The organism is Clostridium nitrophenolicum, assembly GCF_055391695.1.
In genome coordinates this window covers 4,079,581-4,099,535 of record NZ_AP042469.1, presented here as the reverse complement: position 1 = coordinate 4,099,535, position 19,955 = coordinate 4,079,581, and the positions used below count along the sequence as shown (strand labels likewise).

General features: G+C 30.8%; 21 protein-coding genes. 14 read left to right on the top strand and 7 right to left on the bottom strand.

Annotated elements, in window-relative coordinates:
* Window positions 1-25: 25 nt before the first annotated feature.
* Complete coding sequence (locus ACZ5N4_RS19375) at window positions 26-1,198, top strand: PP2C family protein-serine/threonine phosphatase (RefSeq protein WP_464204155.1); 1,173 nt, start codon at window positions 26-28, stop codon at window positions 1,196-1,198.
* Between the two features lie 137 nt (window positions 1,199-1,335).
* Here the strand turns inward: ACZ5N4_RS19375 and ACZ5N4_RS19370 are convergent, their stop codons facing one another.
* Genes ACZ5N4_RS19370 through nuoE form a run of 3 tightly spaced genes read right to left on the bottom strand, consistent with a single transcriptional unit; the run spans window position 1,336 to window position 5,481 of the window.
* The gene (locus tag ACZ5N4_RS19370; RefSeq protein ID WP_464211016.1) at window positions 1,336-3,060 is read right to left on the bottom strand and encodes an NADH-dependent [FeFe] hydrogenase, group A6; all 1,725 of its coding nucleotides are present in this window, start codon (window positions 3,058-3,060) and stop codon (window positions 1,336-1,338) included.
* Between the two features lie 33 nt (window positions 3,061-3,093).
* The gene (locus ACZ5N4_RS19365) at window positions 3,094-4,989 is read right to left on the bottom strand and encodes an NADH-ubiquinone oxidoreductase-F iron-sulfur binding region domain-containing protein (protein ID WP_464204154.1); all 1,896 of its coding nucleotides are present in this window, start codon (window positions 4,987-4,989) and stop codon (window positions 3,094-3,096) included.
* Between the two features lie 12 nt (window positions 4,990-5,001).
* On the bottom strand, window positions 5,002-5,481 hold the full coding sequence (nuoE, locus tag ACZ5N4_RS19360) for an NADH-quinone oxidoreductase subunit NuoE (protein ID WP_464204153.1): 480 nt from the start codon (window positions 5,479-5,481) through the stop codon (window positions 5,002-5,004).
* A 614-nt stretch (window positions 5,482-6,095) separates the two neighbouring features.
* Between nuoE and ACZ5N4_RS19355 the strand changes: the two genes are divergently transcribed.
* Complete coding sequence (locus ACZ5N4_RS19355) at window positions 6,096-6,599, top strand: DUF5673 domain-containing protein (protein ID WP_464204152.1); 504 nt, start codon at window positions 6,096-6,098, stop codon at window positions 6,597-6,599.
* Between the two features lie 35 nt (window positions 6,600-6,634).
* Here ACZ5N4_RS19355 and ACZ5N4_RS19350 read toward each other — a convergent pair whose 3' ends face one another.
* A complete protein-coding gene (locus ACZ5N4_RS19350; RefSeq protein WP_464204151.1) occupies window positions 6,635-7,396 on the bottom strand; it encodes a tRNA threonylcarbamoyladenosine dehydratase in 762 nt (253 codons plus the stop codon).
* 266 nt (window positions 7,397-7,662) lie between these two features.
* Between ACZ5N4_RS19350 and ACZ5N4_RS19345 the strand changes: the two genes are divergently transcribed.
* From ACZ5N4_RS19345 to ACZ5N4_RS19335, 3 genes are all read left to right on the top strand, one after another.
* A complete protein-coding gene (locus tag ACZ5N4_RS19345; RefSeq protein ID WP_464204149.1) occupies window positions 7,663-8,493 on the top strand; it encodes a carbon-nitrogen hydrolase family protein in 831 nt (276 codons plus the stop codon).
* Between the two features lie 427 nt (window positions 8,494-8,920).
* Entirely contained in the window at window positions 8,921-9,262 is a 342-nt protein-coding gene (locus ACZ5N4_RS19340) for a CidA/LrgA family protein (RefSeq protein WP_464204147.1), read from the top strand.
* Between the two features lie 5 nt (window positions 9,263-9,267).
* Window positions 9,268-9,963 carry an LrgB family protein gene (locus ACZ5N4_RS19335; protein WP_464204146.1) on the top strand — a complete coding sequence of 232 codons (696 nt, stop codon included), beginning with the start codon at window positions 9,268-9,270 and terminating at the stop codon, window positions 9,961-9,963.
* Between the two features lie 115 nt (window positions 9,964-10,078).
* Here ACZ5N4_RS19335 and yedF read toward each other — a convergent pair whose 3' ends face one another.
* Window positions 10,079-10,660, bottom strand: a complete 582-nt coding sequence (gene yedF, locus ACZ5N4_RS19330; RefSeq protein ID WP_464204145.1) for a sulfurtransferase-like selenium metabolism protein YedF — start codon at window positions 10,658-10,660, stop codon at window positions 10,079-10,081.
* Window positions 10,661-10,993: 333 nt separating this feature from the next.
* Between yedF and ACZ5N4_RS19325 the strand changes: the two genes are divergently transcribed.
* Window positions 10,994-12,397 carry a glycosyltransferase family 2 protein gene (locus ACZ5N4_RS19325; RefSeq protein ID WP_464204144.1) on the top strand — a complete coding sequence of 468 codons (1,404 nt, stop codon included), beginning with the start codon at window positions 10,994-10,996 and terminating at the stop codon, window positions 12,395-12,397.
* Window positions 12,398-12,463: 66 nt separating this feature from the next.
* Here ACZ5N4_RS19325 and ACZ5N4_RS19320 read toward each other — a convergent pair whose 3' ends face one another.
* Both ACZ5N4_RS19320 and ACZ5N4_RS19315 read right to left on the bottom strand, forming a co-directional pair.
* On the bottom strand, window positions 12,464-13,219 hold the full coding sequence (locus ACZ5N4_RS19320; RefSeq protein ID WP_464204143.1) for an ABC transporter permease: 756 nt from the start codon (window positions 13,217-13,219) through the stop codon (window positions 12,464-12,466).
* A 2-nt stretch (window positions 13,220-13,221) separates the two neighbouring features.
* Window positions 13,222-13,878 (bottom strand): ABC transporter ATP-binding protein, encoded by a 657-nt coding sequence (locus ACZ5N4_RS19315; RefSeq protein ID WP_464204142.1) that lies wholly within the window; start codon window positions 13,876-13,878, stop codon window positions 13,222-13,224.
* Between the two features lie 179 nt (window positions 13,879-14,057).
* Between ACZ5N4_RS19315 and ACZ5N4_RS19310 the strand changes: the two genes are divergently transcribed.
* From ACZ5N4_RS19310 to gdhA, 8 genes are all read left to right on the top strand, one after another.
* Complete coding sequence (locus ACZ5N4_RS19310; protein ID WP_178909209.1) at window positions 14,058-14,216, top strand: hypothetical protein; 159 nt, start codon at window positions 14,058-14,060, stop codon at window positions 14,214-14,216.
* Between the two features lie 176 nt (window positions 14,217-14,392).
* Window positions 14,393-15,232, top strand: a complete 840-nt coding sequence (locus ACZ5N4_RS19305; protein WP_464204141.1) for an SEC-C metal-binding domain-containing protein — start codon at window positions 14,393-14,395, stop codon at window positions 15,230-15,232.
* A gap of 81 nt (window positions 15,233-15,313) precedes the next feature.
* Window positions 15,314-15,574: a YkuS family protein gene (locus ACZ5N4_RS19300; RefSeq protein WP_464204140.1), complete on the top strand. Its 261-nt coding sequence runs from the start codon at window positions 15,314-15,316 to the stop codon at window positions 15,572-15,574.
* A gap of 171 nt (window positions 15,575-15,745) precedes the next feature.
* Window positions 15,746-16,456, top strand: a complete 711-nt coding sequence (locus ACZ5N4_RS19295; RefSeq protein ID WP_464204139.1) for a pseudouridine synthase — start codon at window positions 15,746-15,748, stop codon at window positions 16,454-16,456.
* A 120-nt stretch (window positions 16,457-16,576) separates the two neighbouring features.
* Window positions 16,577-17,119 carry a tRNA 5-(aminomethyl)-2-thiouridylate-methyltransferase MnmM gene (mnmM, locus tag ACZ5N4_RS19290; RefSeq protein ID WP_464204137.1) on the top strand — a complete coding sequence of 181 codons (543 nt, stop codon included), beginning with the start codon at window positions 16,577-16,579 and terminating at the stop codon, window positions 17,117-17,119.
* 49 nt (window positions 17,120-17,168) lie between these two features.
* On the top strand, window positions 17,169-17,333 hold the full coding sequence (locus ACZ5N4_RS19285; RefSeq protein ID WP_308039236.1) for a YpmA family protein: 165 nt from the start codon (window positions 17,169-17,171) through the stop codon (window positions 17,331-17,333).
* A gap of 108 nt (window positions 17,334-17,441) precedes the next feature.
* Window positions 17,442-18,317, top strand: coding sequence for a MurR/RpiR family transcriptional regulator (locus ACZ5N4_RS19280; RefSeq protein ID WP_464211014.1), 876 nt, complete (start codon window positions 17,442-17,444; stop codon window positions 18,315-18,317).
* A gap of 184 nt (window positions 18,318-18,501) precedes the next feature.
* Window positions 18,502-19,863 carry an NADP-specific glutamate dehydrogenase gene (gdhA, locus tag ACZ5N4_RS19275; RefSeq protein ID WP_464204136.1) on the top strand — a complete coding sequence of 454 codons (1,362 nt, stop codon included), beginning with the start codon at window positions 18,502-18,504 and terminating at the stop codon, window positions 19,861-19,863.
* Window positions 19,864-19,955: the final 92 nt, after the last annotated feature.

Here is a 19,955-nt window from a genome sequence, read left to right as displayed (position 1 = left end):
CTTTTAAAAGGAGGTTAATAATCTGATGGATTATTTCATAGATGTTGCCTATGGAACTTTAGTTAAACATGGAGAAGAACTTGCAGGGGATATGGTAAATGTAATCAGAATGGACAATTGTACTGTAATTGTTATAGCTGATGGACTTGGAAGTGGAGTAAAAGCAAATATATTAGCTACATTGACCTCAAAGATCGCAGGTACCATGCTTAAAGAAGGAGCAGATATATATGAAACTGTTGATACAATAGCTAATACACTGCCTGTTTGTAAAGTCAGAAATATAGCATACTCAACTTTTACATTAATTAAAATATACCATAATGGAGAAGCTTATATTGCAGAGTATGACAATCCTCCTATATTTATGATTAGAGATGGTGCTACTATAAATATTCCTAAAAAGCAGATCCATATAAACGGAAGACAAATTACAGAAAGCAATATAACCTTAAAAGAGGGAGATGTACTAACGGTGGTAAGCGACGGAGTTATTCATGCTGGTTTAGGAAACATACTAAATCTTGGATGGCAGTGGAAAGATGTTCAAAATTATTTAAAAAAAAGATCAGTGGAAGATTTAAATGCACAAAGTCTTGCTAAGGATTTACTCGAGGTTTGCTGGGATTTGTACTATAGAAAACCTGGAGATGATACGACGGTAGTAGCAATAAAAATAAGGAAGCCTTCATGTATAAATATATTTACAGGACCACCTAAAAATAAGGATGATGACAGTCAGGTTATTAAAAACTTTATTGGTAGTGAAGGTAAGAAGGTTATTTGTGGCGGTACAGCTGCTAACATTGCTGAGAGAGAGCTTAAGAGAAAGCTTAAGGTAAACCTAAATTTTGTAGATAGGAATATACCTCCAACAGCTACAATGGAAGGAATAGATTTGATAACAGAAGGAGTTTTGACCTTGAGTAGAGTTCTAGAAAAGGTAAAAAAATATGCTAATCCCTTTTCGGAGGATAATGAGATTATCGACTTTAATGGTGAGGATGCTGTTTCAAAATTAGGGAAATTGCTAATAGAGGAGTGTACTCACTTGAATTTATGGGTTGGAAAGGCTGTAAATCCTGCTCACCAAAACCCTGATTTTCCGTCTGACTTAAGCATAAAATTGAAGCTTGTAGAACAATTATGCGAGGTAATGAAAAGTTTGGGGAAAAAAGTAATTGTAAACTATGTTTAAAGCTTATATCGCTTACTCATTCGACGGTAAGATAGGGAGTTTCATAATTAAAAGATGGTGTCTCGGGGATATTGAGACACCATCTTTTTTAAACAATCCTAATACTTTTTAGGGTTTTAGGGATTAGGGCAAACATACTAACATTCACGACATGTATAATGAGTATGAAGTAATTTATGAGCCTTTTCACTATTTGGTTTACCTAAGAACTCTTCATAAAGCTTAATTATAGCTGGATTTTCATGAGATTTTCTAAGTGGCTTATTTCTATCTTCTTCATACAATGCATTTGCTCTCTTAGATAATATATCATAGTTACCATGTATATATGGCTGACCGCCACCGTCTATACATCCACCAGGACAAGCCATGATTTCAATTATTTGATAATTTGCTTCCCCATTTCTTATTTTATTAAGAAGTGTACGAGCGTTTCCAAGTCCGCTAGCAATAGCAGCTTTTACTTCCATATCTTTAATTTTTATTGTAGCTTCTCTAATTCCATCTAAACCACGAATAACTGTAAACTCTACATCATCTAATTTCTCTCCAGTTATCCATTCATAAGCTGTACGTAGCGCTGCTTCCATAACTCCACCAGTAACACCAAATATAACTCCTGCACCAGTAGATTCTCCAAGAATGCTGTCAAATTCTTCATTATCTAATGAATTAAAGTCAATTCCAGCTTCTTTTATCATTTTAGCTAACTCTCTAGTACTTATAACTACATCTACATCGTTGTTCATTTCTTCTCTTGCTGCCTCGTATTTTTTAGCTAAGCAAGGCATTACTGAAACTACAACTAAATTTTTTGGATCTATATTCATCTTTTCAGCATAATAACTTTTAGCTATTGCGCCGAACATTTGTTGTGGTGATTTACAGCTAGATGGGACATCTAATAAATCTGCAAATTCATGCTCAAAGAAGTTTATCCAGCCAGGACAACAACTTGTAAGCATTGGAAGTCTTCCTCCGTTTTGGATTCTTCCCATTAATTCTGTTGCTTCTTCCATTATAGTTAAATCAGCAGCGAAATCAGTATCGAAAACTTTGTCAAATCCAAGAGAACGAAGTGCTGCTACCATTTTACCTGTAACTGCTTTTCCAACTTCTATTCCGAATTCTTCACCTAGAGCAGCTCTTACAGCAGGTGCTGTCTGAACTACAACAAATTTATCTTTATCATTTAATGCATCCCATACTTTTGATGTATTGTTAACTTCAGTTAAAGCACCAGTTGGGCAAACAGATACACATTGTCCACAGAAAGTACAATTTGTATCAACCATTGGCATGCCAAAAGCAGGGGAGATAACAGTTTCAAAACCTCTGTTAACAGCTGATAAAACAGATACTGTTTGAATTTCGCTGCATACAGTTTCACATCTTCTACATAATATACATTTATCTAAATTACGTTCAATTGAATAGCTAGAAGTATCTTTAGGGTAAGTAGACATTTCACCCTTAAATTTAATTTCACGTATACCCATATCAGCTGCTAATGTTTGAAGTTCGCAGTTAGTATTTTTCTCGCAGAGCAAGCAATCCTGCGGATGGTCAGATAAAAGAAGTTCCACAACTGTTCTACGAGCTTTTATAGCTTTTATAGAATTTGTTTTTACAACCATTCCTTCAAATACAGGAGTAGTACAAGCTGGAGCTAAGTTTCTTCTTCCTTCGACTTCTACCATACATACTCTGCAGGAGCCAGGTTTATTTTCAACTCCATCATGTAAGTTTAAATGACACAATGTTGGTATATTAATTTCAAGTAGTTTTGCTGCTTGTAGAATAGTAGTGCCTTGTTCTACTTGTAGTTGTTTATTATTTATAGTAAGAGTAACTAAACTCAAAACGTCCACCTCTTTCTTAAAAATTTTCATGCATTACTTTTTAATTACTGCATCAACTGGACATCCAGTAAAGCATGCGCCGCACTTAATACACTTGTCTTGTATAATAGTGTGAAGCTCTTTAACTTTACCACTGATACATGATACAGGACAGTTTCTTGCACATTTAGTACATCCAATACATTTGTTTGTAATTTCATAGCGAACTAGGTTCTTACAAACACCTGCTGGACAAGTTTTATCTTTAACGTGAGCAACATACTCATCCCAGAAGTATTTCATAGTACTTAATACTGGGTTTGGAGCAGTTTGTCCAAGTCCGCAAAGAGAAGTATCTTTTATAGTCTGTGCTAATTCTTTTAAGTTTTCTAAATCCTGTTCAGTACCTTGTCCATTTGTTATTTTTGTTAGTATTTCAAGTAAACGTTTGTTTCCAACTCTACATGGAGTACACTTTCCACAGGATTCTTCCACAGTAAACTCTAGATAGAATTTAGCTATGTCAACCATACAGTTATCTTCATCCATAACTATCATTCCACCTGAACCCATCATGGATCCAATAGAAGTTAATGATTCATAATCTATTGCAATATCTAAGTCTTCAGCAGGTATACATCCGCCAGAAGGTCCTCCAGTTTGAACTGCCTTAAACTTACGGCCGTTTTTAATTCCGCCGCCTATATCATAGATTATTTCTCTTAAACTAGTACCCATAGGAACTTCAACAAGGCCAACGTTGTTAATTTTTCCTGCAAGGGCAAAAACTTTTGTTCCTTTAGAACCAGCAGTACCGATTGAATTGTACCAGTCAGCACCTTTATTTATTATTGCTGGAATATTAGCATAAGTTTCAACATTGTTTACACATGTAGGTTTATTCCAAAGTCCGCTTTCTGCTGGGAATGGTGGCTTGTTTGTAGGTTCACCACGGCAGCCTTCTACTGAATGAATTAAAGCAGTTTCTTCACCACATACGAAAGCACCAGCACCATATTTTATTTCTATATCAAAGCTAAAGTTTGATCCTAAAATGTTTTCCCCAAGAAGGCCAAGCTCTTTAGCTTGCTTTAATGCTATCATTAATCTATTAACGGCAAGAGGATATTCAGCTCTAATGTATATAACACCTTTAGTAGCTCCAATTGCATATCCTGCTATTGCCATAGCTTCTAATACACTGTTTGGATCTCCTTCAAGTATTGAACGATCCATGAATGCGCCTGGGTCACCTTCGTCGGCATTACAGATTATATATTTTTGATCTGCATCATATGCTTTAGCAAATGCCCATTTTTTACCTGTAGGGAAACCGCCGCCTCCTCTACCTCTTAAGCCAGAGTCAATCATCACTTTAATAACATCATCTGGAGTCATTTGAGTTAGAACTTTTCCAAGTGCTAAATAGCCTTCTACTCCAATTGATTCAGTTATATCTTCAGGGTTTATTAAACCACAATTTCTAAGAGCAATTCTTTCTTGCTTTTTATAGAAAGACATTTCGTCTTGTCTTTTAACTTTCTCTTTTATAGTTGGTTCTTCATATAGAAGTCTATCAACTATTCTACCTTTTAATAAATGTTCAGTAACTATTTCAGCGGCATCATCTGGTGTAACATGTACATAGAATGCATTGTCAGGACTTATTTTAACTATAGGTCCTTTTTCACAGAATCCAAAGCATCCAGTAACAGCTACTGTAACTTCTTTAGATAATCCTACTTTATCTATTTCAGCCTGTAGATTTTCGATAATCTTATCACTTTCAGCAGATTTACATCCTGTTCCACCGCAAACTGTTACATAACGTTCGCATCTTTTATTTTCAACAGCAAGTTCTTCTTCATGAGAAGGTTCTCTCATATCTAATTTTTTTGAAAAATCTTGAGACATTTTTTGGAGCTCTTCATAAGAATTGATTCTATTCAATGCTGCTACCTCCTATTCATTATACTCATCTAAAATTTTATCAACCATTTGTTTTGTGAAGTGACCGTAAACCTTATCATTTACAGTAACTACAGGAGCAAGTCCACATGCACCTACGCATCTTAAAACTTGAACAGTAAATTTTCCATCAGATGTAGTTTGTCCGACTTTTATACCTAATTTTCTTTCGAATTCTTCGAGAACTTCTCCTGCACCTTTAACGAAGCAAGCAGTTCCCATACATACGTTTATAACGTATTTACCTGTTGGTATTTCTGTAAAGTAAGAATAGAAAGTAACAACACCGTTAACCTTTGATACAGGTAGGTCTAATTTTTTGGCTACAAATTTCTGCACCTCTTGAGGCAAATAGCCAAAAATATGTTGGGCCTTATGAAGTACAGCTATTAAGGCTCCTTTTTTGTCAGAAAGATTGTCAATGAATTCACCAAGTTCTTTAAAATATTGATCTTTTAGATTATTTGAACACACTAAGGTATACCCCCTTTGAATGTATATGTTTTTTCTTTGCAATTAAATTATATCAAACTTTTTTTGAAAATATAAGTGTTTTTTGAAAAAAATTAATAAAATAATAAATAAAAAAGAAATAATCATTATAAAACGAAAAAAAGCACATATTATTTTGTTAAATAAAATACAAATTTCGACAAAGATTGATTGAAAAATAACAGATAAAGTTTTCTATATTTTTAACAAGTGATTTTTTAGAAAAGAAAGAAAATTGCAATAAAGAAATGGAAAAAGATTAATTTTCATGTTGTATTATACAGGTTTTCTATTGTAACTAGGTTAAGGAGAAGTGTTGGTGAATTATAAATTGCATAAATAGTTTGACAATAATGATATTGTTTTTATTATTCAATTCAAATTATTATTCTAATTAGTTTTAAAAATAATTAATTCATAAAAGATGATTTATAATTTTTTTAATAAATATTTTAAACAAAAAAATTATTATTTTATGTAAATTTATAATTTAGTGAAAAAAATTACTAAGTATATTATAATTTAACTATAGGAAGGGAGTGGTAAGTTCTATTTATAGATAATATTAAAATATAAGAAGTTAGGTGTGAAAGTATTTGGGATTTGAAGAATTATTAAAAATAGCATTAATTGTTGCGTCAGTCCTTCAGTTTTTTCTCTCCTTCATAAAAGGAAGAAGTATAAATAAAGAATATGGAGATAAATTATTTATACTTAACTTAGGATATGCCAAGAGAAGATTTTTAGCATTATTATTTATAGGTTTAATAGTCTATTTTATCTACGTAATAATAACAGGATATTTTACAGTGCTTGGGATATTTATAGTGGTTTATTTTTTATTAAGCATTTACGATTTCAGCAAACTGAAAATAATAACAAGTACCGGTATCGGACAAAAAAGTTTTTATAGTAATTCTTATTATAATTTTACTGATTGGAGCAGTATTGTTGAATGGAATTGGTCTGAGCATAAGGAGAATTTACTTATATTTAAGATTAGAAAGAATGAAAAGATACAAACTAAAGATTGGATAGTTTTAGCTTCAGAAAAAGAAGCTATAAATGAATTGTTTCAAAAATATACTGGCAGCATTTAATTAGTGTTATGGGTATAGGGTTCCAAATTGGAACCCTATATGTATTCCTTAATAATATCTTTAACTACCTCTCCGCCTATTATCATACCAGCTACAGGAGGAACAAAGGATATACTTCCAGGTATCTGTCTTTTAGCACTACATTTTTTTGTTCCGCCAGTGCAAACACAGCCCTCCTTGCAGGTAATCACTTCTTCTAATTTTGGTTTCATAGGCATTTCATCAGAAAATAATACCTTTAAATTCTTAATTTCTCTTTTCCTAAGTTCATAGCGCATAACTTTTGCTAGAGGACATATCTTAGTATCATATATATCTACAATTTTAAATCTAGTAGGGTCAAGTTTATTTCCAGTACCCATACAGCTTATTATATCTATATTATGTTCCTTACACCAAACTATCAAAGATAGCTTAGATGAAACGGTATCAATTGCATCAACAACGTAATCAGCATCTAAAGGAATTATTTCAGCAATGTTATCTTCCTTTACAAAAGTTTGATGTATTTCAACAGTACATTTAGGATTTATCCTTAGAACTCTATCCCTTAAAACCTCAACCTTTGGTTTGCTGATTGTATCAAAGTTAGCATGTATTTGTCTGTTTATATTAGTTAGACAAACAGTATCGTCATCAACTAGTATTAGATGTCCAACCCCAGCTCTAACCAAGGCTTCTAATGTAAAGCTTCCTACACCACCTAAACCGAAAACTACAACTTTGCTATTTGAAAGCTTTTCTAGAGCTTCTTTGCCTACTAAAAGTTCTGTTCTTGAAAGTGAATGCTGTTTCATAATTTATCTCCTCTGTTCATATTGATAAAAATATATAGTCTATACTTAAATACAAAATTAATAATACATATAAGAGTATAGATTAATGCTTAGAATTTTGTTTATAAAAAAGTAAATTGATAGTGTTTTACGTCATATAGTATATAGTAATATACGTAAATGTCAATATGAACTATAATAAAATTAATATTAACTTTATTAAAAATGATATAATATATTATAAGAAGAAATATATATTTATGCTTAGTTTTATGGGGGGATTTGTGATGGAGAAAGTGAGAATAGCTTTGTGTCAGATGATGGTTGTGGCAGATAAAAAAGAGAATATAGATAAGGCTGAAAAAATGATATACGATGCGGCGGACAAAGGCGCTAAAATTGTTTCACTTCCAGAAATGTTTAATTGTCCATATGATAATAAACGCTTTAGGGAATATGCTGAAACTTTTTCACAGGGTGAAACTATAAAAATGTTATCAAGTGCTGCAAAGGAAAGAAACATCTACTTAATTGGGGGATCAATTCCTGAATTAGATGATGAAAATAAGGTGTACAATACTTCTTTTATCTTTGATAACAATGGAAACTTAATTGGAAAACATAGAAAAATGCATCTGTTCGATATCGATATAAAAGATCGCGTCAGATTCAAGGAATCAGAAGTTCTTGCAGGGGGAAAAGATGTAACTGTTGTTAATACAGAGTATGGAAAAATTGGAGTGGCAATATGTTATGACATAAGATTCCCTGAACTCATTAGAATTATGGCTTTAAAGGGAGCTAAAATAGTTTTTATTCCGGCAGCATTTAATATGACGACAGGACCAGCACACTGGGAATTATTATTTAAAAGCAGAGCTTTAGACAATCAAATATATGTGGCAGGAATCTCCACCGCTAGAGATATAAATTATTCCTATGTAGCTTATGGAAATTCAATAGTAGTTAGTCCTTGGGGGGATGTAGTAAGTAGGCTAGATGAAAAAGAAGGAATACTCATAGAGGATATAGATTTTGATTATATAAATGAAGTTAGAGAATCACTTCCTCTTCTCAAACATAGAAGGAAAGACGTGTATAAAGTAAGTTTACTATAAACAGAATTCTTGGCTTCAGGTGGAGTTTGTCTGCTACCACTAGGCAATTCTGCCCGTTAAATTCCATTTAGGCATTTAACCTCCATCTGAAGCTTAGAAGTCGTTATCCAGGGACATAGCCGCTCTTTACTCCCACTTGAAGAAAAGCAGAGAGCCCAAATCTTTGATTTGGTACGAATCGCTTTCACCGAGTGCGATAGGAGTATTAGAGCGGGTAAGTCATCGGATAAACAGAATTATTTAATCCTAGGTTCTTATGCTCAAGTTTAAGAACCTAGGATTTATTAGTTGTTGTATACAATTTTAAATAATAGAAAATTATTTATATTTTATCTTTTTCGAAAAAAGAGGTATGACCACTAAAAGGGTGTATATTATTATAGTGTGCATTAATTCATATATTAAAATTAAGAAGAGAGGTTTTAACATGAAGATGATTAGGCAACTCGCAGTTATCCTTATAATTTGTTTTTTAGGTGAACTGCTTAGAAGAGTTTTTAACTTAGCTTTACCCGGTAATGTAATTGGAATGCTAGTTTTATTTATCTGTCTATCCACTAGAATTATAAAGATAGAGGCTATAGAGGATATAAGTAAATTCTTCTTAGATCATTTAGCATTTTTCTTTCTACCGGCAGGAGTAGGATTAATAACTTCAGTAGGAGCTTTAAAAAATTACTGGCTGTATATTTTATTAATAACGCTTATATCAACTATAGTTGTTATGGTAACAACAGGAATAACAGTACAATTATTTAAGAGGAGTTGAGTATCTTGAAAGAATTAATTTCAACACCATTATTTGGTATAATGATATCTTTAATAGCTTTTGAAATAGGGTGTATTATAAATAAAAAAACAAGATTTCCCATATTTAATCCATTATTTATAAGTATAGTATTAGTAATAGCTTTTTTAAATATTTTTAATATAAATATTTCTGATTATGATAAAGGTGGACAGTTTATTTCTTTCTTTCTGTCTCCTGCTACAGTAGTATTAGCTGTACCTTTATATAAAAAGATAGAGTTATTAAAATCCCATGCAGTACCAATAATTTCCGGAATAACAGTAGGGAGCATAGTTAGTATTATTACTATAATATCATTATGTCAATTATTTGGTTTACCAAAACCTATAGATGTGTCCCTAATACCGAAATCTATAACAGTCCCTATAGGAATTGAGGTATCAAAACAGTTAGGTGGAATACCTTCTATAACTGTAGCAGTAATAATATTAACAGGAATAATTGGAGCGATAATAGGACCATATGTATGTAATTTCTTTAAAATAAAGGACAAAGTGGCAATAGGTGTAGCAATAGGGACAGCTTCTCATGCTGTTGGTACTACAAAAGCCATTGAAATGGGAGAGATAGAAGGTGCCATGAGCAGTTTATCTATAGGTATCGCTGGAATTATAACTGTTATAATAGCACCTATAATAGCAAAAATTTTTAATTTTTAATGTAAATTGACATTCCTTATTTTAACTCAATAAAAGCCTAAGAAATCTTGTTAAAGTATAAGATTTCTTAGGTTTTTATTACTTATGTATACATTAATAATACATTAATAATACATTATAACTTTATGGTGTTATCAGATGAGTTCATTTTCTCTACTATTGTATACATATTAGTGATTTCACCAACAGCTAGTTTTTCTTTTAAATCATAAAAATCTAAACATGTTCCGCAGTTCAATATGTTAACGCCTTTTTCAGCAAGTTTCTTTATACTGTCTAAAGAATCTGATCCTTCAACAGTAAGCTTTACACCAGCATTTAAAAATAGCAAGTCTGAAGGTAAATTATCACTCTCGGAAAGAGCGTATAGATAGCTTTTCATTAAGGTTGCACCAAGCTTGTCATCTCCAAGTCCCATCTTATCAGTAGAAATAACAATTGTGAGCTTTTTAGTATCAAAACTCATAGGTTTGCATGAGCAGGCCCCTTTTGTGACAACAATATAATATAAGTTATCTTTTTCTTCAACACTGCTGCTAAAACCATTACTTTCAGCAAATTTAACTACGTTATTTTTGGATACTTCATTATCTACTATTACAGTAGCTTCACCTTCTTCTATAGCATCAAAGTATTTTTTTGTGTTAATAACTGGTTGTGGACATTTTAAGCCTTTGCAATCAATTATGTTTTTCATATTGCCATCATCCTCCTGAAATAAAAATAACAACATAATTATATATTATGAATATTTGGTTAAATTAATATATAAGAAATTAACTAAAAGTAATCATGTAATTCTTAGATAGATTATATCATAATGGTATATTTACAACTATAGTTTTTAATAATAGTAATAAGGTTAACTATAATAAAATATTATATATTTTAAAATAAATTAAGTAAAAATTAATAATCAGAAAATTCCGACATATAAGTTAAGGAGAGAATTTTGTGGTATTATGGTATACGGTATTTTATATTTAGGACTTGATGAAAAGGCATAATAAATATAGAAAGGATTTTTGTAATGAAGGACTTTATTTATAATTCGATAGTTATTTTTCAGATAGCTACCTTTGTAATTACAATGTATTATTTGCTACTTTCATTATTTGGGCTCTATAAAAAAGAAGATAAAGGTGCAGAAAGTTGTAAACCGCAAAAAAGATTTGCGCTTTTAGTGGCAGCTCATAATGAAGAAATGGTTATTGGTAAGATTGTAGAGAGCTTATTGGAGATTGACTACCCTAAGGAAATGTACGATATTTTTGTTATAGCAGATAATTGCAATGATAACACTGCTAGCATAGCTAGAGAACATAATGTTAATGTTTGTGAAAGAAATGTTACTGATAAAAGAGGTAAAGGATATGCTTTAGAGTGGATGTTTGATAAAATATTTAAAATGGATAAAAAATATGATGCCATAGCTATTTTTGATGCAGATAACCTTGTTTCAAAAAACTTTTTAAAAGAAATGAATTATAAGCTGCTTCAAGGATATAAGGTTGTACAAGGCTATATAGATAGTAAGAATCCACATGATTCTTGGATTACTGAATCATATTCTATAGCATTTTGGAGTGCTAATAGATTATTCCAATTAGCTAGAGCTAATATAGGATTATCAAATCAAATAGGTGGAACAGGATTTTGTATGGATACAGAAACCTTAAAGAAATTAGGATGGGGAGCTACTTGTCTTACGGAGGATTTAGAGTTTAGCTGTAAGCTGATTTTAAATGGACATAAGGTTGGGTGGGCACACGATGCTATAATATACGATGAAAAACCACTTACTTTAAAACAATCATGGAATCAAAGAAAAAGATGGATGCAGGGATTTGCTGATGTTGCATCAAGATTTTTCTCTAAGTTAGTTAAAAAGGCTGTAAAGGAAAAAGATTTTGTAGCTCTTGATTGTGCACTATATGTTGTTCAACCATTTGTAGTATTGTTATTAGCTGCAGCTACAATATTGACTGTTGCACAAAATACTACAACTGGGTTAAAAATATTTACTATAAACCAAGTTATGAATGATGGTGTTTGGAAAGTATTTTGTATATTCCAATTTTTACTTACTCCATTTATAATGATGAAAGATAAAAAACTATCAAAGGCATTGTTTTGGATATTGTCAATATATTCATTAAATGTTTTTATATATCCTCATTTGATAAAGTTTTTAGATACTCAAGATTTTATGATTATATCACTTGTGCATATAACATACACTATAGCATTTTTATTGATTACTTATTTAATTTTAGGAAAACATAATTTCTTAATGTTCTTCAGATATCTTTTATATGGTATATACACATTAACATGGATTCCAATAACAATACAGGGAATAATGGATAAAGACAATAAAGAATGGAGTCATACAAAGCATGTTAGACAGATAAGTATCCAAGAAGTTGAATAATAAACATAATCGTTTAACATATATACAAGCCTGAAATAACAAATTAAGTTATTTCAGGCTTGTATTTTATATTAATTGTTTTCTTTCATTGAAAAAGCATCTATAAGATAAATAGCAGGCAACAAAGGCTGCTATTGAGGTGGTTGACAGCAGCATAAAGGTAACCATTATCTGAAATCTTATAGCCTGTAGTGGTGAGGTACCAGCTAAAATTAAACCTGTCATTGTTCCAGGTAAAGAAACAATTCCTAAAGTTTTCATTGAATCGATAGTAGGAAGCATTCCTGTTTTTATAGAATCTCGTATTATATCAATGGAAGAAGGTAATATATCTGCTCCCAAAGCTAGCTTTGTCTCAATTTCAGCTCTTCTATTTTTGAAATTTGAACTTAGTTGTCTGTAACAGAGGCCAATGGCTACCATTGCGTTACTAATAACCATTCCACCTACGGGTATTATTTCATAAGGCTCATATTTGATTGCTTTAGATGCTATTAGAACCAGCATAGTAGCTATGGTACCGCTGGATATTGCACAAAAGGACACTAGAATTCCATGCTTTATTCCTTTGGCTCGATTAGATGCATTATGTGATGCGCTTAGTATCATAAATAGCAGCAATAAGCTTGTAAATATAGGATTTTTAAGCCCAAAAATGAAGTTTAGAATGTAACCTATAATAGAGAGCTGAACTATAGCTCTAACCACACCTATAATAGTTTCCTTCTCTAGATTTAGTTTTTGATATCTTGAAAAAACAAGTGATATAATAATTAAGGATGATGATATAAGGAGAGAGGATATATTCATTGTGTTACTCATAATTATCTTAGCACCTCCAGGGACTTCAGAGAGCCATTTTCTATCGTTAAAATCTTATTTGCATACTTTCTACTTTGTTCAGGATTGTGAGTAATCCATAGAATAGTTACACCCTCCTTATTTAAATTATTTATAATATTTTCTACTATTTTTGTATTATCTACATCCAGAGCAGAAGTTACCTCGTCTAAAAGTAAAACTTCAGGTTTAAATATCAAAGATCTTATCAAAGATATCCTTTGCTTTTCACCGCCAGATAAGTTTGTTATGTCTTTTTCTAAATAATCTGTAGACATATTGAAAAGATTTAAAAGATACTTTACTCTATTCATATCTGCTATTTTATTTCTAATTTTATAAGGGAAAACTAAGTTTTCTAATACGTTTTTTCCAAAGAGATATGGAGTTTGAAAACAATAGCATATTTTTTTTCTAATTTCAATTGGATTATAGTCTAACATATCTATACTTTTATAAAGTATTTTACCGCTGCTTTGCTTATGTAAATGACTGCATAACTTTAAAAGTGAGCTTTTCCCACTTCCAGAGGGACCAACTATAGAAATAAAATCTCCAGCTTCAATTTTAAAAGATAAATTTTTTATAATGAAGTCATCATCATTTGAAAAATAAACATTAACAAATTCTAATAAGGACAAATTTATCACCTCACATTTTATATGATTACACAATCTGTAATTATACACTCGAATAATAAAAATTTAAAGATAGATAAAGTAAAATTTGTATTAAAATTGAAATTTATTATATATATTTTAGAAAAAAGAATATTGAGTTTAATATTTGGAAAAATATATTTGAGAGGAGTGTATATGGTATGAATAGTATTGATAAAAAACATAAATATGAACATACCAAAGAATATGCTGAGGAACTTTTTGCAAAAGGTATGTGCATGGGAGAAGTAATGAAAAAGACCAATTTAACAGAGGAGAAAATTGCTGAAACGAGAAAAGAGCTAGATGGAGAAGAATAAATTATACATAATAGATGAATTTTCATACATAAAGATGAAGATTTGTCTATTATTTTTTATTAGTTTTATAAGTAAATTATTCATTTAAATTGTTTAATATGATTGATATAATATATAATGAAAATCTAAAAATGTTAATACTATTTGATAAAAGTATTTGACAGATGAGGTGACATATGAAAGAAAAATTATATAGTATAGAGAAAAAAATAAAGCTTCAACCTAATGACCAATGTATTTGCGGCAGCGACTTAAAATATAAAGAATGCTGTTTAGATAAAAAATTTGATTACAAAACTTTAGGCAGAAATTATGAAGATAGGGATATAGTTTTTAATTCCACTGAAATCAATAAGCTTTATGAGTATATTTCTAATTTTCTATTAGAAGATATTTTAGACAAAGAATTAAGTGTTAGTAAGGGAAAAGAATATTTGAAACACTTGTATAAGAATGCTGAAAATGGTACAGGTAACTTTGCTAAATATACATCATGTAAAAAAGGGTGTAGTGGCTGCTGTCATATATACATGGACTGCACCGCTATTGAAGCAGAATTGATAAGAGAATATATATTAGAAAACTTTAATGAAAAGCAAATTATGTGTTTAAATAATAAAATAAAAGAAACTATAGATCAAATACCAGAATATGAGGATATACTTGAAGCTAGTAATAAAAATGATTTAATTAATAAATATGGTGCTAAACATTTACCATGCATTTTTTTATCAGAAGATAACAGTTGTCTAATATATGAAGTAAGACCTTTTAATTGCAGAAAGCTAATAAGCTTTTCAAAGAATACTGATTGTATAGAGGGTGAGAGCATAGTTAGACCTAATATATCTATAGATAATATTGTTGCCTATTCTATTAATCATCTTTCAATGAATATAACTAGATATAAAAAACTGAAAATCTATTCTAAAGATGAGTCGAAATATAAATCAATTTATAAATCAATCCAACATTGGTTTATCAACGGTTTTAGTGAAATTAATAGAAATCTATAACAGACTTAATCAACATCTTTTGTTGAAAATAATGAATTAGTTTTATTATTTTTGTGAAAAATAATGATGGAGGTGTTGAATATGAAAAAAGTTGCAGTTGAAAAAGGGTTAAAGGATCTTGAACAATACTTATCAGATGAAGGATATAGTGTAAAGGAATTTGAGATGAACAGTGTAGAAAACTCAAGTTATTATGATCAATTTGATGCAGTTGTTATAACTGGTGGAAGTGTAAATGTTATGGGATATGAAGACACTATGACTAAGACTCCTCAAATAATAGCAGATGGATTAACAGCAGAAGAAATTAAAAGTCAGATTGATAGTAAAGCTGTAAAATAACAAGATATTTATAGTAAGAAAGCATAGGCAACTTGATAATATATAAGTAAGCTTATGCTTTCTTAGTTTTAGATTGAATAAATTGTAAATTTTTTACTTGCATGTATATTAATTTAATTATAAATTAATATAGTAGTAAAATTATACATGCAACTAGGAAAGGTGATAACCATGGAAGAAAGATTGCAGAAATATATGGCTAGATGCGGAGTAGCATCGAGAAGAAAATGTGAAGAAATTATTTTACTAGGAAAAGTTAAGGTAAATAACAAGGTTGTTAACGAATTAGGATATAAAATTGATGCAGATAATGACAAGGTTACTGTTGATAATAAATTAATAAAGCCTGAAGAGAAAAAGGTTTATATAGCATTAAACAAGCCTGAAGGATATGTTTCTACAGTTAAGGATGAAAAAGGAAGAAAGACTATAATTGATTTAATAAAAATTAAAGAAAGAGTGTACCCTATAGGAAGATTAGATTATGATACATCTGGATTAATACTTTTAACAAATGATGGAGATATTTATAATAAAATAATACATCCGAGAGAGGAAAAAAATAAGATTTATATAGCAATTATTAAGGGAATACCATCAAAGGAAGAGATAGAAAGATTCGAAAATGGAATAAATATAGACGGATACATTACAGCAAAAGCTTCATTTAAAGTTCTAAAAAGTAACAGTGATTGCTCAGAAGTAAAAATAATGATACATGAAGGTAAAAATAGACAAATCAGAAAGATGTGTGAAGCAATAAAACATCCTGTATTAAAACTAAAGAGAGTACAGATAGGAGATATTAAGTTAGGGGATTTGCCTAAAGGTGAATGGAGATTCCTAAATGATAACGAATTAAATTATTTATGGAAGCTATAAAACGATTCGTTGGTAAAAAATTACATAAGTAATAATATGTAAACAATGAAAAGAAAGTTATTGATTTAACAATTATAACATAATAAAATAATATAGAAATACCCATAAGGAGCGTAATTTATGTACAGATACGTTACAGACGTAAGTAAGCTATCTCATTATATAGTAAAGAACTTTTGTATTAAGTTTAACGTTGCGGTAGATGCTACACTAGGCAATGGATATGACAGTGATTTCTTAAGTAAAAACTTTGCAAAAGTTTATACTTTTGATATACAGAAATGTGCAGTTGATAAGTATACAGAAAAAAACATAGATAATGTTTATCTAATTAATGATTCACATGAGAATTTTTCTAAATATATAAATGAAAAAGTTGATTGTATAATGTATAATTTGGGCTTTTTACCTGGAGGTGATAAGAAGGTAACAACCAGGTGGGAATCCACATTAAAAAGCCTAGAGAGTGCTTTAAATATGATAGATAAAGGAGCGATTGTAAGTATAGCTCTTTATAGAGGACATGAGGAAGGAAAAAAAGAGGAAGAAGTAGTTATAAACTATGTTGAAAAACTTCCGAAAAATAAATATGGAGTTATGATTCATTCCTTTGCAAACAGAGACAATAATCCCCCAATTTTAATAATAATAGAAAAAAAGTAACTGGAGGTGAAAATTTTTATCAAATTAACAAATTTGATAAAAATAAATTATGAAAGATAAATTAGAATTAATAGCAGCAAAAGAATTCACATACTATGATGAAATGTATAAAGTAGTTGATTTTTTAAATAAAAATCTTAGTGAACAGGACCTTGTATTTGGAATAACCGAAAGAGATGATAAGCATATAATAAATATCTATAAAGAAAAGTGATTAACAATTGAAAGACATATTGAAAAATAGTTCAATAGATGTTAAAATGAAATAAATATTTCATAATTATTGCAAAAAAAGGGGATTGGAAAGAAAGGACTGAAAGACATGGAAGATGGAAATAAACAGGATCTAATGAGAACGATACAAATTAAATTTCCTAGGCTTAGTAAGGGACAAAAGCTAATTGCTGAATACATTTTAAAGCATTATGATAAAGCAGCTTTTATGACAGCGGCGAAACTTGGGGTAAGTGTTGGTGTAAGTGAATCTACTGTAGTTAGATTTGCAAATGAACTAGGATTTACAGGATATCCTAAATTGCAGAAGGCTCTACAAGAGTTAATAAAAAACAAACTTACGACTGTTCAGAGAATTGAGCTATCTAATGATTTTGTTAGTGAAGAAAGTGCATTAAAAGGTGTTCTTAAATCGGATATGGAAAATATAAGAGCAACTCTTGAAAAGATAAATCATAAAACTTTTGAGGACGTCGTAAATAGTATATTTACTGCTAAGAAGATATATATTATTGGACTTAGAAGTTCGACTGCTCTTGCTGAATTTTTAGGTTTTTATTTAGGATTAATTTCAGACAACGTTAAGGTAGTTGGATATGGAATAAGTGATATATTTGAACAGATGATTAATGTAACTGAAGATGACTTAGTTATCGGTATAGGTTTTCCGCGTTATGCTGCAAGAACTATTGAATCATTAGCTTTTGCTCAAAGTAGAGGTGCAAAAGTTGCTGCTATTACTGACAGTTTACTATCACCATTAGCAGCTAGAGCAGATTATACATTAATAGCTCAAAGCAATATGGCTTCATTTGTTGATTCACTAGTTGCACCTTTAAGTGTAATAAATGCATTAATAATAGCTGTTGGTTTAAGGGAAAAAGAAAAGATATCCTCTACATTTACGGATTTAGAGAGCATTTGGGAAGAATATCAAGTGTATTCATTTAAAGAAAGTGACTAAATTTTAAAAGGAGAAGTTTTACAACTTCTCCTTCATTTTCTATTTAAAAATTTTTTTAAATAATCAAATTTTTTTAAAAAGTAAGAAGGAAAAAAAGAAATATTGGAGAATATATATTATTGTAGAATACATCACGATAAATAGTGATGAATAATATACATAAATCATGGGGAGGGTTTTTATAATGACAAAAGAAAGAGTAACAGCTTACATCAATGGAGTTATTGAAAACGTTAAGAAAAGAAATGGCAGTGAACCAGAATTCTTACAAACAGTTGAAGAAGTTTTAGGCTCTTTAGGACCAGTACTTGAAAAACATCCTGAGTACATGGATGAAAACCTTTTAGAAAGATTCTGTGAACCAGAAAGACAAATCATGTTCAAAGTTCCATGGACAGATGACAATGGAAACGTACAAGTTAACCGTGGATTCAGAGTACAATTCAACGGAGCTATAGGACCTTACAAGGGAGGACTTAGATTCCATCCTTCAGTTTATATAGGAATAATCAAATTCTTAGGATTTGAGCAAATATTAAAGAACTCATTAACTGGCCTTCCAATAGGTGGAGGTAAAGGTGGTTCAGACTTCGACCCAAGAGGAAAGTCAGACGCTGAAATAATGAGATTCTGCCAAAGCTTTATGACTGAGCTTTATAGACATATAGGACCAGACGTTGACGTTCCAGCTGGAGATATTGGAGTTGGCGGAAGAGAAATAGGATATCTTTATGGACAATATAGAAGAATCAGAGGAGCTTTTGAAAATGGAGTTCTTACTGGTAAAGGCTTAACTTATGGCGGAAGCTTAATAAGACCAGAAGCTACTGGATTCGGTGTATCTTACTATTGCCAAGAAATGCTTAAGCATGAAGGAACAGACTTCAACGGCAAAACAGTTGCTGTATCAGGTTTCGGTAATGTTGCATGGGGAGTATGTCAAAAAGTTAGCCAATTAGGCGGTAAAGTTGTAACTCTATCAGGACCAGATGGATACATCTATGATCCAGAAGGAGTAACAGGAGAAAAGATAGATTACATGGTAGAAATGTTAACAGTAAACAAAGGTGCAAGAATTAAAGATTATGCTGATAAGTATGGTGTTCAATTCTTCCCAGGAGAAAAACCATTTGGAGTTAAAGTTGATATTGTAATACCATGTGCAATTCAAAACGACATTAAAATAGATGAAGCTAAGAAAATAGTTGAAAACGGAGTTAAATTTGTTTGTGAAGCAGCTAATATGCCTTGTACAAACGAAGCTGTTGAATACTTCCAAAAGAACGGCGTAATAGTAGGACCTTCAAAGGCTGCTAACGCTGGTGGAGTTGCTACTTCAGCTCTTGAAATGTCACAAAACAGCATGAGATTAGCTTGGACTGCAGAAGAAGTAGATGCAAAATTACACCAAATAATGGTTAACATCTACAATAACTGTAAGAAAGCATCAGAAGACTATGGTTTTGGATATAACCTAGTTGCTGGAGCTAACATTGCAGGATTTGTAAAAGTTGCAGAAGCAATGCACCAACAAGGAAATTACTAAAAATTATGAGAGAGAATCTTTAAATAGGTTCTCTCTTTTTATTTGTATAAGTTAACCAATATGATTGTGAATACTTAAAATAATTCCATATC

Coding starts and splice junctions, on each gene's coding strand:
- ACZ5N4_RS19310 (WP_178909209.1), top strand. CDS start 14,058: ATGAATAGTATTGATAAAAAACATAAATATGAACATACCAAAGAATAT.
- ACZ5N4_RS19350 (WP_464204151.1), bottom strand. CDS start 7,396: ATGAAACAGCATTCACTTTCAAGAACAGAACTTTTAGTAGGCAAAGAA.
- ACZ5N4_RS19300 (WP_464204140.1), top strand. CDS start 15,314: ATGAAAAAAGTTGCAGTTGAAAAAGGGTTAAAGGATCTTGAACAATAC.
- gdhA (WP_464204136.1), top strand. CDS start 18,502: ATGACAAAAGAAAGAGTAACAGCTTACATCAATGGAGTTATTGAAAAC.
- yedF (WP_464204145.1), bottom strand. CDS start 10,660: ATGAAAAACATAATTGATTGCAAAGGCTTAAAATGTCCACAACCAGTT.
- ACZ5N4_RS19345 (WP_464204149.1), top strand. CDS start 7,663: ATGGAGAAAGTGAGAATAGCTTTGTGTCAGATGATGGTTGTGGCAGAT.
- ACZ5N4_RS19375 (WP_464204155.1), top strand. CDS start 26: ATGGATTATTTCATAGATGTTGCCTATGGAACTTTAGTTAAACATGGA.
- ACZ5N4_RS19320 (WP_464204143.1), bottom strand. CDS start 13,219: ATGAGTAACACAATGAATATATCCTCTCTCCTTATATCATCATCCTTA.
- mnmM (WP_464204137.1), top strand. CDS start 16,577: ATGTACAGATACGTTACAGACGTAAGTAAGCTATCTCATTATATAGTA.
- ACZ5N4_RS19280 (WP_464211014.1), top strand. CDS start 17,442: ATGGAAGATGGAAATAAACAGGATCTAATGAGAACGATACAAATTAAA.
- ACZ5N4_RS19305 (WP_464204141.1), top strand. CDS start 14,393: ATGAAAGAAAAATTATATAGTATAGAGAAAAAAATAAAGCTTCAACCT.
- ACZ5N4_RS19295 (WP_464204139.1), top strand. CDS start 15,746: ATGGAAGAAAGATTGCAGAAATATATGGCTAGATGCGGAGTAGCATCG.
- ACZ5N4_RS19340 (WP_464204147.1), top strand. CDS start 8,921: ATGAAGATGATTAGGCAACTCGCAGTTATCCTTATAATTTGTTTTTTA.
- ACZ5N4_RS19325 (WP_464204144.1), top strand. CDS start 10,994: ATGAAGGACTTTATTTATAATTCGATAGTTATTTTTCAGATAGCTACC.
- ACZ5N4_RS19285 (WP_308039236.1), top strand. CDS start 17,169: ATGAAAGATAAATTAGAATTAATAGCAGCAAAAGAATTCACATACTAT.